This is a genomic window from Streptomyces sp. MK37H, from assembly GCF_018035285.1.
GTDB classification, from domain to species: Bacteria; Actinomycetota; Actinomycetes; order Streptomycetales; family Streptomycetaceae; genus Streptomyces; species Streptomyces endocoffeicus.
The window spans coordinates 1-13,498 of the sequence record NZ_JAAAYH010000007.1 but is presented as its reverse complement, the minus strand read 5'-3'; the positions used below and the strand labels follow the sequence as shown (position 1 = coordinate 13,498).

10 protein-coding genes and 1 pseudogene are annotated in these 13,498 nt (G+C 73.8%); 6 read left to right on the top strand and 5 right to left on the bottom strand.

The features are described 5' to 3' along the window. Positions 1–27 precede the first annotated feature (27 nt). A complete protein-coding gene (locus tag GWI24_RS02335; protein ID WP_210944210.1) occupies positions 28–465 on the bottom strand; it encodes a TIGR03618 family F420-dependent PPOX class oxidoreductase in 438 nt (145 codons plus the stop codon). Positions 466–679: 214 nt separating this feature from the next. Here GWI24_RS02335 and GWI24_RS02330 point away from each other — a divergent pair. Then, positions 680–1,399, top strand: a pseudogene (locus GWI24_RS02330) (sensor histidine kinase); the annotation flags it as partial. Between the two features lie 31 nt (positions 1,400–1,430). On the opposite strand, the gene GWI24_RS02325 reads toward GWI24_RS02330, so the two are convergent. Further along, positions 1,431–4,157: a helix-turn-helix transcriptional regulator gene (locus GWI24_RS02325; protein WP_247615758.1), complete on the bottom strand. Its 2,727-nt coding sequence runs from the start codon at positions 4,155–4,157 to the stop codon at positions 1,431–1,433. A gap of 72 nt (positions 4,158–4,229) precedes the next feature. On the opposite strand from GWI24_RS02325, the gene GWI24_RS02320 reads away from it, so the two are divergent. Then, on the top strand, positions 4,230–5,126 hold the full coding sequence (locus GWI24_RS02320; protein ID WP_210944208.1) for an MBL fold metallo-hydrolase: 897 nt from the start codon (positions 4,230–4,232) through the stop codon (positions 5,124–5,126). After that, positions 5,117–6,271, top strand: coding sequence for a carboxylesterase family protein (locus GWI24_RS02315; protein ID WP_210944207.1), 1,155 nt, complete (start codon positions 5,117–5,119; stop codon positions 6,269–6,271). The genes GWI24_RS02320 and GWI24_RS02315 overlap by 10 nt, the downstream gene beginning before the upstream one ends. A gap of 98 nt (positions 6,272–6,369) precedes the next feature. Here the strand turns inward: GWI24_RS02315 and GWI24_RS02310 are convergent, their stop codons facing one another. Together GWI24_RS02310 and GWI24_RS02305 are read right to left on the bottom strand one after the other, a co-directional pair. Beyond that, positions 6,370–7,266 carry an MHYT domain-containing protein gene (locus GWI24_RS02310; RefSeq protein WP_210944206.1) on the bottom strand — a complete coding sequence of 299 codons (897 nt, stop codon included), beginning with the start codon at positions 7,264–7,266 and terminating at the stop codon, positions 6,370–6,372. Between the two features lie 268 nt (positions 7,267–7,534). Beyond that, on the bottom strand, positions 7,535–7,777 hold the full coding sequence (locus GWI24_RS02305) for a hypothetical protein (RefSeq protein ID WP_210944205.1): 243 nt from the start codon (positions 7,775–7,777) through the stop codon (positions 7,535–7,537). Between the two features lie 197 nt (positions 7,778–7,974). Between GWI24_RS02305 and GWI24_RS02300 the strand changes: the two genes are divergently transcribed. The 3 genes from GWI24_RS02300 to GWI24_RS02290 are packed head-to-tail and all read left to right on the top strand — an operon-like array spanning position 7,975 to position 13,057. Continuing rightward, positions 7,975–11,721, top strand: coding sequence for a CHAT domain-containing protein (locus GWI24_RS02300; protein ID WP_210944204.1), 3,747 nt, complete (start codon positions 7,975–7,977; stop codon positions 11,719–11,721). Then, positions 11,718–12,404, top strand: coding sequence for a hypothetical protein (locus GWI24_RS02295; RefSeq protein ID WP_210944203.1), 687 nt, complete (start codon positions 11,718–11,720; stop codon positions 12,402–12,404). The genes GWI24_RS02300 and GWI24_RS02295 overlap by 4 nt, the downstream gene beginning before the upstream one ends. 26 nt (positions 12,405–12,430) lie before the next feature. Then, entirely contained in the window at positions 12,431–13,057 is a 627-nt protein-coding gene (locus tag GWI24_RS02290; protein WP_247615757.1) for an RES family NAD+ phosphorylase, read from the top strand. A gap of 50 nt (positions 13,058–13,107) precedes the next feature. Here GWI24_RS02290 and GWI24_RS02285 read toward each other — a convergent pair. Beyond that, positions 13,108–13,498: FHA domain-containing protein (locus GWI24_RS02285; protein WP_210944201.1), on the bottom strand; the 391-nt coding region annotated here is incomplete at its 5' end.

Below are 13,498 nucleotides of genomic sequence, written 5' to 3'. Positions count from 1 at the left end.
ACCGTGGCCCCGGCGCCGCCACGGGGATCAGTTGCCGTAGACGCGCTCGGGGTGGACGAAGACCGCGGCGCGGCGCTGCTCGGCCATCACACGGTCGTAGGCCGCCCAGTCGTCGTGGGTACCGCCCGCGGCGGTGAAGATCTCGCGCAGCAGCAGCCGCAGGCGCTCGGGGTCGATCCCGGGGAACGGGTCGTCGGGCCCAGCCATCTCGGTGCGGCCCTCGACCGCGGCCCAGTTCCATCCGGCGCGGAAGACCACGGTGGCCCGCGGACGCGCCCGCAGATGGGCGAGTTTGGCGGGGCCGTAGGTGACGAAGGCGACCACCTGGTCGCCGGACACCGGATGGCCGACGATCCCCGCGTTGACCACTGATGCCTGGACCGTGCTGTCGGCGCGCGTTGTCGACACGACCGCCAAGTGGTGGTCGGCCGCGGCGATGCGGTCCACTTCCTGGAGATCCGTCATCGGGTGCCTTTCTGGGCGGACCGGTTCCTCCACCATGACTCCCCCGGCCCGTACCCGCACCCTGATGCGTCCATGCCGGTGAGTCCCGGGCGGGGGGCCTGGGGTGTAGCGGGCTCCACCATCGAAGGGGCGGCTCGCTCTCCCGTGTGGGTCCGGCCGGTCTTCTAGCCTCGTCGGTATGGGTAGGCGGATGCGGCACGCGGCGCGGGCCACGGCCCGGCTGGCCCGGCGGGTGGAGGAGCTGGTGGAGACCCGGGCGGGTGCCATCGCCGCACACGGTGCCGAACTGCGGCGTATCGAGCGGGAGTTGCACGACGGAACCCAGGCGCGGCTGGTCTCCCTGTCCCTGCGGATCGGGCTGGCCAAGCGGGCGTACGACCGGGATCCGACGGCGGCGCGCAGGATGCTGGACGACGCGCAGGACCTGGCGGACGAGGCGCTGGCGGAGCTGCGCCATATGGTGCGTGGCATGCATCCGCCGGTCCTCACCGACCGTGGTCTGGCCGGGGCGGTACGGGCGCTCGCCGCGAGCAGCGGGCTCGATGTCACCGTGCGGGTGGACGGTCTGGAGGACGGGGCGCGGGCGCCGGCGGCGGTCGAGGCGGCCGCGTACTTCGTCGTGGCGGAGGCGCTGGCGAACGTGGCCGGGCACAGCGGCTCCGACCGGGCCGAGGCCCGGCTGGCCCGTACTCCGAGCGGGTTGTGTGTCTCGGTGCGTGACGAGGGACGAGGCGGCGCCGAGGCCGCCACCGGCGGTTCCGGCGCGGACGGATCCGACGCGGACGCGTCCGGCGCCGGGGAGACGGATGGTCCCGAACATGACCTCGGGCTGCTCGGGATACGCCGCCGTGTCGCCGCGCTCGATGGAACGGTGACGGTGTCCGGCCCGCGCGGCGGGCCGACGGTCATCGCGGTGGAGCTGCCCTGCCGGTGGCGATCGCCGGGATCGCACGTGGCCACCGCCACTACGACTGGCCGGACGCCTCGATCAGGTCGCGCAGCTGGGAGCGGGCGGTGACGCCGAGCTTGGGGAAGCTGCGGTAGAGGTGTGAGCCGACGGTGCGGGGAGAGAGGAAGAGCCGTTCGCCGATCTCGCGGTTGCTCAGGCCCTGCGCGGCCAGGCGGATGATGTGCTGCTGCTGCGGGGACAGCGAGGTGAGGGCGTCGGGGCCGGCGGGGGCGGATTCGACACCGGCGGCGCGCAGTTCGGCCTGGGTGCGGTCGATCCAGGAGGGGGCGCCGAGACGGCGGAAGGTCTCCAGCGCGGTGTTCAGCTGGTGGCGCGCCTCGGTGATGCGGTGGCGGCGGCGCAGCCATTCGGCGTGGTCCAGCAGGATCTGCGCACGTTCGAACGGCCATTGGCCGCCCGCCGGTTCGGCGAGGGCCGCGGTGAAGTGCGGCTCGGCCTGGGACGGTTCGAGCAGTGCGCGGGCGCGGTGGATCAGGATGCGCATCCGGGGCGAGGGGTCCTCGGCGAGCCGGTCGGCGGTGCGCTCCACGATGGCGGCGGCCTCGGCGCCGTGGCCGGTGCGGACGGCCGCGGCGGCCAGTTCGGCGACCCCCGGGTAGGAGCACGCGTAGTGGACGGGGTCGCCGTCGGCGGTGAACAGCAGGCGGAACTGCTCGTACGCACCGATGTGGTCGCCGTCGGCCACCGCGGCCATGCCCAGCGCCCACCGGGCCCGGACGGCGACGGCGCGGCTGCGGTGCGGGTCGACGAGGGACAGCGCGGCCGAGCCCGCGGCGCGGGCCTCATCGGTCCGTCCGGTCAGCGCGAGCGCGGCGGCCTCGAGCGACCGTGCGGCGGCGTCGAGGTGCGGCAGCCCGGCACCCGCGGAGTTGGTGTTCACGGCGGCGGTACGGGCCTGCGCCCACCGCCCGTGGTCCAGGTACGACCACCCGGCCGAGCAACCGAGACCGATGGGCAGGGAGCCGCCCAGCCGCCAGCGGTGGAGGGCGTCGTCGAAGATCCGTACCGCGAGTGCGGTCTCGTCGAGCAACCAGGCCATGGCGCCGAGCGAGATGAGCCGGGCGGGGTCGCCGTCCGCCCGCCCGACCAGCGTCGGGATCGCCGCCACCCGCTCGGACCGGTGCGCGGTGGGGTCGGTCACCGTGAGCGTCCAGGGGTCGTCGTGTGCCCGGGCCCGTACGGCGAGGCGGTATTCCTCGTCGCCCGAGTAGAAGCCCGCCACCGACGCCGAGGAGAGCGCGACCCGGCGCAGCTTGGGGTCCTCCGCCGCCCGCAGCAGCAAGGACATCGCGGTGTCGTGCTCGGTGCTCAGCGTGAGCACCTGGCCCACGCGCAGCGATGCCTCGGCCGACAGCTCCGGGTCGTCGGTGAGCGCGGCGGCCTGCGCGGCGAGCCTCCGCACCCAGTGCGGCTGTCCGGTGGACACCGCGGCACCCGCCGCGGCCACCAGGCGGCGGGCCCGGTCGCGCCGCCCGGGGCTCAGCTCGGCGGCTCGCTCCAGTGCGGTGGTGGCGGCGGTGTATCCGCCACGCTCCCGGGCCCTGGCCGCCGACTCCTCCAGCGCGGCGGCGATCTCCTCGTCCGGCCCCTCCGCGGCGGCGGCCAGATGCCAGGCGCGGCGGTCGGGCTCGGCGCCGAGCAGCGTGGCGAGGTCGCGGTGGGCCTGACGGCGGGCGGCCAGTGGTACGGAGTGGTAGATCGCGGACCTGATCAGCGGATGCCGGAAGCGGGCCCGCCAGCCGCCGCGGCCGCCGCCGGTGATCCGCAGCAGTCCGGCGGCCTCGGCCGGGGCAAGCGCCTCGACCCGGCCCGCCACCGCCCGGTCGTCCGCCGCGACCAGGAGCAGTGCCTGCCGGGTGGCCTCGGGCAGGGCCTCGAGGTCGGCGGCGAAGACCCGCATCAGGCGGTCGGTGGGCGGCAGGAGCTCCCCGTCGGCGGAGCCGGCCGAGTCCGCGCCGCAGGCGCCGTTCGCCCGGGCCAGTTCGATCAGCGCCAGCGGATTTCCGGCGGCCTGGTCGAGGATGCGCAACCGGCGGCTGCCGGTCGGCGGATACGGCTGCCGGTCCAGCAGGAGGCCCGCGGCGGTCGCGTCCAGTGGGTCGAGCGTGAGCAGGGGAAAGCCGGAGAACGGCGCCGTGGCCCCGCCCCGGGCGCCCTCGCCCGGGTCCCTGGCTCCGGCCAGCACGGCGAGGGGTTCGTCGCCGATGCGCCGGGCGGCGAAGGCGAGCAGTTCCAGCGAGCCTGCGTCGATCCACTGAAGGTCGTCGGCGACCACGAGGACGGGCGACTGCCGGGCGAGGTCCGACAGCAGCGTGAGCAGCGCGACCCCGAGCAACAGCCGATCGGGCGGGCCGCCGCGTCCAGTGTCGACGCCGTCGGGTTCGGCCTCCCTGAGGTGGGCGTTGTCGGGCTTGGCCGGCCCGAGACCACCGCCCCCGAAGTCGTCCCCCAGGCCCATGGCCCCCAGCAGCGCCGACCGCTGCCGCCCCGGCAGCCGCGCGGTCTCCGCCAGCACCGGACGCAGCAGCTGGTGCAGCCCCGCGAACGTCAGGTTCGCCTCGCTCTCGCTGCCCGTCATCCGCAGTACCCGGCCCTGGTGACGATCCGCCGCGAGGCCGAGCAGGGTGCTCTTGCCCGCGCCCGGTTCACCCGTAAGGATCAGCACACCGCTGGTCACACCGAGTACGGCCGCGCTCTCACTCTCCCGCCCGACCATGGTCATCCATCGACTCTAGCCCGTGGTGCAGTCATATGACCGATACCGCCCGCGCCCGCCGATGCGCACGCTGGAGACATGGACACCATCACGCTTGGAAACGTCGAGATCACCCGGGTGGTAGAGGTGGCCCCGAGGGGTCTGCCACGCGGCTTCATCTTTCCCGACGTGGCCCCGGAGCACTGGCGCGCGCACGAGAGCTGGCTGGCCCCCGAATTCCTGGATCCCGCCGCCGATGAGATCCTCACGATGATCCAGACCTGGCTGCTCCGCAGCGAGGGCCGGACGATCCTGATCGACACGGGCATCGGCAACGACCGGGAGCGGCCGGGCATGCCGCACTTCGACCATCTGCACACGAACTACCTCGGGGAGCTGGCCGCTGCCGGGGTCCGCCCGGAGGATGTGGACGTGGTGATCTGCACCCATGTGCACGGGGACCACGTCGGCTGGAACACCTCATGGGCGGACGGTGAGTGGCGGCCGACCTTCCCCAACGCGCAGTACGTGCTCCCCCGCGTCGACTTCGACTACTGGAACCCGGAGAACGGGCACCGGACCCGCTCCGGCCCCCGGATGACGAATGTGTTCGAGGACAGCGTCGCCCCCGTTCACCGGGCCGGGCAGACCGTGCTGTGGGAGGGCGACCACTACGACGTGGACGCCCAGCTGCGCATCGAGCCCGCCCCCGGCCACACCCCCGGCTCGTCGGTGGTGCGGCTGCGGTCGGGCACGGATCGGGCGGTCTTCGTGGGCGATCTGATGCACAGCCCGCTGCAGATCGTGGAGCCGGACGCGTGTCCCTGCTTCGACGAGGACGAGCCGCGGGCACGGGTCTCCCGGCGCCGGGTGCTGGGCGAGGCCGCGGACGAGGGTGCATTGTTGTTCCCCGCGCACTTCCCCGGTGCGAGCGCGGCCGAAGTGCGGCGTGACGGCGAGCGGTTCACGGTGAGGGAGTGGGCGGCATGGCGATGAGCGTGTTCCGGAACATCCCGTACGCGGCCGGGCCGACCGGCGCCGCGCGGTTCGCCGCACCGGCCCCCGTACCGGGTGTACCCCCCGCACACGGTACAAGCGGCGCCGACGGGCCCGGGCCGACGGCTCCGGCACCCGAGCGGCGGTTCCCGGCGGACCTGAGCCCGCTGATGGGCCCGGGCTGGGTGCGTGGCGAGGACTATCTGACGCTCAACGTCTGGACGCCACGGACCGACGGAAACGCCCCGGTGATGGTCTTCGTGCACGGCGGCGCGTTCCTCTCCGGCACCGGCCAGGCGCCGGTGTACGACGGGACGTCCTTCGCCCGCGACGGCGTGGTCCTGGTCACCCTCAACTACCGCCTCGGCGCGCTGGGCTGGCTCGATCTGCCGGGCGCCCCGCGCAACCGGGGCCTGCTGGACGTGCTCGCGGCGCTGCGGTGGGTGCGTGAGCACATCGCGGACTACGGCGGGGACCCCGACCGGGTCACGGTATTCGGGCAGTCGGCGGGAGGGATGATCGTCAGCGCGCTGCTGGTGATGCCCGAGGCCGCCGGGCTGTTCCGGGGCGCGATCAGCCAGAGCGGTGGCCTCCACGCCCTGACCGGCGCGGAGGCGGCGGAGACGACCCGGGCCCTGGCGGACCGGCTGGGCGTTCCGGCGACGGCTGAGGCGTTCGCCGACATCCCCGACGAGCGACTGGTGTCCGCGCTCGCCGAGGTGCCCGGGGTGGGGCCGAGACTGTCGCCGCTCGGTGTGGTGCTCGACGGGCTCGACGACGCGCCACCGCCGCATCCGGTGGATCTGCTGGTGGGCACGAACACCCAGGAGTCGCTGCTCTACCAGCGGCCGGAACAGAGCGCGGCCATCGACGCGATGTTCCGTGACGCCCGTGAGCGGCTGGTGTCCCGCTACGACAAGGCGTTCACCTACGACTTCGACTGGCGGGGCGGGCCGTTCGGCGCGTGCCACGCCGTGGAGCTCCCGTTCGTCTTCGACCACACCGAACTGCCCGCGCTCCGTACGGCGAACGGACTGCTCGGACCGGACATCCCGCCGTCGCTGGCCGCGGAGATGCACGGCGCGTGGGTGCGCTTCGCCATGAGCGGGGATCCCGGCTGGGCGGGAACGCACCGGTTCCATTAGGGCACACGAGGTGCGGCGAGGTGGCCGTGGCGGCGGATCGGTGTCCGCTCCGCACGCGGGTCACGGGCGCCTCGTCGTGCCCCGGAACGGTCGTGGGTTCACCACTCGCGGTACTCCTGGCGGCCGTGGCGCGGGTCCGGGCGGTTCGTCCGGACCCGAGCGGGCTCCTCCTCCGGTGGCCAAGTCGGCCAGACCGGCCGGGGCGGTGGCGGCGGCGGGGTCCTGCGCGCACTGTCCGCCTTCTTCTCGTTCCACTCCCCCTCGCCCAGGACGAGCAGCGGATCGAACATGATGATGGTCCCCGCGATCACCAGGAAGATCACCGGGCCGATCAGCATGGGGAGGATGAGCGAAGCGGGCGCCTCACCGCCCACGGAGGCGCTGAGCACATCGTCCAGCCGCACGCTGACCGCGGCCATGCCCGTGTAGTGCATCCCGGTCACGGCGACCCCCATCACCATGCTCGACGCCAGACTGGCGCGGAAGCCGTGGATGGTCACGGCGGCCCAGAGCGCGGCGGTCGCGGCCACGACCGCGATCAGGACGGAGAGCAGGACGGTCGGCACGGAGTACTCCAGGTGCCCCTGCACGCGCATCGCGGACATCCCGATGTAGTGCATGCCCGCGACACCGAGTCCGGTGAACACACCGGCCGAGACCAGCACCCCCGGGGAGGTGCCCCGGTAGCCGACCATGAAGACGCCGATGCCGACGACGACGATCGCCACGGCAAGGCTGAGAAGGGTGATCGGTATGTCGAAGCCGATCGGGGTCTCCTTCACATGGAACCCCATCATGGCGATGAAGTGCATCGTCCAGATGCCCGAGCCGATCGACGCGGATCCGAGCGCGAGCCAGCCCGCCTTCCAGGAGCGCTGGGTGCGCACCGACCGGGCGGTGCAGCGTAAGCCGAGGGCTCCTCCCAGACAGGCCATGAGGTAGGCCGCCAGCGGGGTGGCGGCCCCGTAGTTGAACCCGTCGATCGTGCCGTACATGTACGCTCCACCTTTTCGCCGCGGGGATCCTGTGCAGAAACGTTGGTTCACCGGCGAGGGTAGGTCGCGGCCGAGCACGCCACCCACACATTTGGTCACGCATCGATAAAGGTGCCTCACCGGGCGTGACGGGATGTCACGCGATTCACCTCATGTCCGTTTTCCCCTTTGCCGCAGGTGGGTGGGTTTGTGCCGGGGGCACGTGCCCGGCACGAGGGTCACCCGGGGCGGCCCGGGAGCCACCCGCGCCGCCCTCGCCCCGGAGCGTCTACGCCGCGGATGAGCCCTCCGGATGTCTTACGGCTCTCTTCACCGCCCGCTCCACCTCGAATCTGCTCAACCCGGCCGACGTGGCGTGCTCCGTGATCGCCGCCTGTACCCGCTCCGCCGCCGCGCGCCACCGCTCCCACTGCTCCCGGCGCTCATCGCCGTCCAGTCCGGACACCCGGTGATGCTCTGCATCGGCGGATTTTTGCAGGTCAATCAGCTCATCAGTTACCAGATCAGACATGCGATCGATTCTAAGGAAACCGTACGAGGAAGAGCGCGAAGGCGCCGCCGGAGTTTTCCCGCGGCTCCGCACCCGCGCATCCGACCGGGCGATTCGCGGACGTCTTCTGGTCGGTTTCCGGAAAGAGCGATCAAAGGACTCCTGTGCTCGCGCGGACGGGCGGATGATGAGAGCGGCATGACGAAGGGGGACGTTTCATGCACGGCAGGGATCTCGCGGCATTACGTGACCGCGCCGAACGGGCCGCGGCCGACGCGCTGGCGTGGATCGTCCCGCCCCCGCCGGAGAGCCCGGCGGCCGGCGCCGGTTCGAAGGGCCCCGGTTCGGACGGCTCGTCCGACGGTACGGCGGCCACGCGAGCGCCCGACGGCACCCGGCCGCCCGCCACCGCCGACCCCGCCCTGCTCGACCACCGCATCACCGAACTCGACGACCTGGAAGCCGAGTTGGCGGCGTCCGTACCGGACGGGGACGCGCTGCTGTGCACCGTACGCGCCCGGCTCGGCGGCCTGTACGCCGAGCGCTACGGGCGCAATCCCACGGACGACGACCGGAGTAGGGGCCTGCGGGTGCTGCGGGCTGCCCGCGCCGCTGAGGCGCTCGACCCACGGGACGAGCGCGCCTCCGCCTTCCACCTGGTGCGGTTGCTGCTGACGCCCGGCATGATGGCCGGATGGGACGGCACGCTGTCCCGCCTCCTGGAGTCCTTCGACATGGGGCGCCGAGTGGCGTTGGGCGACCCTGAACTCACCGCCGACCTGGCCGAACTGCGCGGTCTGGTGACCGACCTGGCACCGACCCTCCCCGAAGACGCCGCCGAATCCCTGTTCTGGGCAGCCGACATCCTCGAGCGGGTGCCCGCCGTCGTGCGCTCCCGGGACCTCGAGCAGATGGCCGCCCTGGCCGCGCAGATGGCGCAGCGGCTGCCGGGCCGCAACTCCGACCTGATGCGGGCCCTGAGCGGTCTGGCCGCCGAGTTCTCCGGACCCGGAGGGGCGGGCGAAGGCGATGAGGCCGAGGCGATGGCGGAGCCCCCCGAGGAGGAGACCGCCCTCACCTTCGCACAGGCCGCCCTCATGCTGGAGCTCGAGGTGCCCGGCACCATCCGGACCGAGGATCTGGAGGACCTGGTCAATGAGGTGAGCAAGGGGCCGGCCGGTGAAGAGGCGGAGACCGCGATGCGCGCCGCGATGAGCCGCATGGCGCACGGCATGCGCACGGGGGACGCCGACCGGCTGGCCGAGGCGGCCGAGTTGATCGGCACAGCCGCCGGTGCGGGATCCGGCCGGGTGGACTGGATGGCCGGGGTCATATCGCCCGGACTGCTGGCCGCGGCCAACATCCTGGGCGGCAACCTCACGGACCGCGACCAGGCGCGTGTCCGCCTCGACGCGCTCTTCGGCCCCGCCTCCGCGGTGTTCGAATCCGCACACGCGACCGGGCCCGGCGCGGAGGGGCTGAGGCTGTGCACCCGGAGCATGCACCTACAGCTGCGCCTCAACGAGGCTCTGGACGAGCGGAACACCGAAACGCTGGAGGACCTGCTGGACGAGCTGCTCGACCTGCTGGAGGAGGCCGGCGAGAGCAGCGAATGGCAGTTTCTGGTGCTCTTCCTGCTCGGCCAGGCCCAGTTGAGCCTGGCCACGCTGGACGGCGGGATCCCCGCGCTGCGGGCGGGCGTGGCCTACTTCGAGGAGGCGGCGAACCACCCGAGGCTCCCGACGTTCGCCCAGCCCCTCATGGACGCGCAGTGCGCGCCCCTGCTGGCCCTCTTCTCCATGATCGAACCGGATCCCGCGCGGGTCTCCGAGGCCGTGGCCCGGGCCCGCCGGGCCCTGGACGGCCCCGCCTCGACCCCCGACCAGCGGGTGTGGATCCGGCAAGGCATCGGGCTGGCGCTGCTCACCGTCCACAGGTCGACCGGCGACCCCTCCGACCTGGAGGAGGCGGTCGGGGAGCTGGAACGGGCCAGGAGGGAACTCACCGAGCGCACCAGTCCGGACATCCGGCAGAAGCTGCTGTGGGAGCTGGCCGAGGCATACCGGCTGCGCGCCGACCGGGAGCGCGATGACACAGGGGCGGCCGTCGCCACCGCCCATGCCTCGCTGTGGGTGCTGGCCGAGGACGTGCTGCTGCAACTCGGCGCCGAGCACGGCCTCGAGGTGGCCAGGGCGGGGGCCAGCCGTGGGCTGCTCGCCGCCCACTGGGCCGCCGTGGCCGGCCGGATCGAGGAGGCCGTGACGTCGCTGGAGAACGGGCGGGGCCTGGTGCTGCGCGCCGCGGCCGCGGCCGCCGGGGTCCCCGAGCAGCTGGCCGCCCGGGGCGAAGCGGAGCTGGCCGAGCAGTGGCGGACCGCCGTACGGGACCTCCCGCCCGAGTCCGCGCCGACCGGCGGCGGACTCGCGCCCGGCATCGGCGGCGGCACCCCGGAGGAGGTCCGGAACGCGCTCGCGCGGGTCATGCCGACCGGGGCCGCCCCCGGTGTCGAGATCCCCAGCACGCTGCGCCGCCGCGCGCTGGACGTGCTGCGGCGGGACAGCGGCGAGGCGCCGCTGCGCGGACTCCTCGGCGCCCCCGACATCAGGGAGTTGCGGGACGGGCTGCGCGCCACCGGCGCCGACGCCCTGGTGTATCTGGTGCCCGGGCAGGGCACCGCCGATGGCGTGGCCGTCCTGGTGCGGAGCACCGGCGAACCGACGGCGCTGCCGCTGCCGGGGCTCGGCGCGCTCGGCCGCGAGCCGCTGGAGCGCTATCTGGACGCGGGCGCCCGGCGGTCCGCCGTGTCCGAGCAGGGCATGGACGCCCACGCCGAGGCTCATCGCGACTGGGAGGCGGCGCTGGAGGGGCTGTGCGACTGGGCGGGCCCGGCCGTCCTCGCCCCCGTCCTGGAGGCGCTGGACGCACGGGCGCAGGACGGGCGCGGGAAAACGGAGGACGGGCGCGGGAAAGCGGGGGCCGGGCATGGGAAAGCGGGGGCCGGGCCCGCGGCACACGACGCGCCGGTCCGGCTGGTCCTCGTGCCGTGCGGCAACCTCGGTGCCGTTCCCTGGCACGCCGCCCGCCTCCCCGGGCAACGGGACGACGCACGGCGCCCGTACGCGTACGCCTGCGAGGGCGCGGTCATCTCGTACGCCGCCTCCGGCGGTGAGTTCCTGCGGGCCGCCCGGCGCGGCCGGGTGCCCGCGAGCGAGCGCGCGGTGCTGGTGGCCGACCCCAGCGGGGATCTGACCTGGGCGCAGGACGAGGTGACGGCCCTTCGTACGGCGTACTACACCGAGGCCCTGCTCTACGGCTGGCACGAGGACGCGCCCGACAACGCGCTGGGCACCCCCGATGACGTGCTCTCCCACCTCCCCGGAGGCCCGGCCGCACCCGCCGCCTCGCTGCTGCATCTGGTGGTGCACGGCCTGGCCGGGCTGCGGCCCACCGACTCGGCCCTCCACCTGGCCGACCCGGACACCCCAGACGCCCAAGTCCCCGTGGACACCCCGGACCTGGGCAGGCTGACGGTGACGCGCATCCTCGACGTACCCGCCGGGGAGCGGGCCGCCACCGGGCCGCTGATCGTGCTCAGCGCCTGCGAGACGGACCTCAGCAGCCGTGACCACGACGAGGCGCTGACCCCGACCACCGCACTGCTGGCGCGCGGCGCCACGGATGTGGTCGGTTCGCGGTGGAAGGTCTCGGACAGCGCCTCCGCCGCGCTGATGGTGGTCTTCCACCACCATCTGACCGTCACCGGGCTGGCCCCGCCGGACGCCCTGCGCGCCGCCCAACTGTGGATGCTCGACCACGACCGCCACCCCGTCCCCGGGCTGACCGGGCTCCTGCTGGCCGAGACGCAGAGCGACGCGGGGGGCCTGGCCCGGGCCGTCTCCTGGGCCGGATTCATCCACCAGGGCAACCCCGCTCCCCACGCACCCGTGGAAGGACGACAGCCATGACCACCGACGATCTCCTGGAGCTGCTGCGCCGGCATCTGCCGGAGATCCGCGCCTCGCTCACCGCCGCGCAGTTCAGCGGCTTCCAGGACAGTGTGCTGCGGCTGCGGGCCGCCGGAGACGACGCCAGGGCCGTGCGCGGTGCGGTGCGGCAGGTGCGGCTGGCGCTGCTGCCCCTCCCCCGCGAGATGGAACTGCGCAGAAAGCTGGACCAGTTCCGGTCCGGGGGCGCGGCTTCCTCCGCGGTCCTGCCGGACACCGACCGGCTGGCCGAACTGATCCGGCTGCTGGACTCCGTGGACTGGCCGACGCTGGACCCCGAGAGCGCCCAGATCGCCCGGGCCGTACGGCAGCGGCTGCTGACCGCCCCCACGCGGGGCCCGGAGCAGCTCACGGGCACGGCCGCCGAGGATCCCACCGGGGCCGGGCTGATCCGTCTGTCCGATCCCGAACGCGGTGACCGCTACCCGGACTTCCAGTTCGACCCGGACACCGGTGAGCCACGGCCGGTGGTGCAGCGGATCAACAGAATGCTGCTGTCGGACCAGGACCCCTGGGGCGCCGCCGACTGGTGGCTCGGCGGCAACACCTGGCTGCGCGACGCACCGGCCGCCCTGGTGGGGCGGGTGCCGGACGCACGGCTGACCGAGGCCGCCGCCGCGCTGATCGGAGACGGCGGATGGTGAGGCAGGCGCCCCCCGAGGGCGCGCGCATGAGCCCGAACCTGTTCGTCCTGAGCGCGGGCACCGAGCTGTGGAGGTGTCATGAAACCGCCTACGCCTGCACCGAGTTCAACCCGAAGCCCGCACACTCCTTCTTCGGCGGCAACCGCTTCGACGCCACCACCGAGGACCGGTACCCGTATCTCTACGCGGCCGTGGCACCGACCACCACCCTCGCCGAGGTGATGCTGCGGGACATGGAGTTCACCGGGCCGGAGGGGCGGCGTCAGGTGCCGTGGGCGCTGGCGGCCACCCGCTCGCTGTCCAAGGTGCGGGTGACCGAGGACCTGGTCCTGGTGCGGCTGGTCGAGGAGGAGGACCTGGCCGCGGTGTTCCAGACCTCCTGGCTGCTGGAGACCGACGAGTACGCGCAGACCCGCGCCTGGGCGCGGGAGATCCGGCGTCAGGTGCCGGACGCCCAGGGGCTGGTGTGGCAGTCGCGGCGGCACCGCCCGCACCCCGCCCTGGTGCTGTTCGGCGACCGCTGCGGGGAGGAGCCGCTGAAGGCGGTGCCCGGCCAGGCCCACAACCTGGGCACGTTCGAGGGGGCGGGCGAGGCCAACCATCTGCTGGCACCGCTGCGGGCGGTCATCATTCCGCCCGGTATGCGGGCATGAGCCCGCGGGGCGGCACGGGGGTCCGCCCCGCGACCCCGCCCGGCACCGGCTCAGCCGGTGCCGGGCTCCGGTCCGTACAGCCGTATGGCGAAGCTGACCCGCAGCCCGAGCCGCAGCTGGTCGCCGTCGCGGACGGGGGTGCGCACACCCGCCGCGATCCGGGCGCCGTTGAGATACGTACCGTTGCGGCTGCCCGCGTCGGGCTCCTCGACCCAGGCGGTGCCGTCCGGCTCCACCGTGATCGAGGCATGGTGGCGGGAGACCTTGTTCCAGCCCTCGAACGCGGCGGCGGTCCGCGGCGCCCAGTCCGGGTGGCGGCCCAGCCGCAGCGGTGGGCCCGGACCGTGGCGGAGCTCCAGACAGGGCTCGGTGCAGACCAGCAGCGCATGGGTGCGCGCACGGCCGCAGGACGCGCAGCGGGTGTCCCGGGGGGCCACCGGC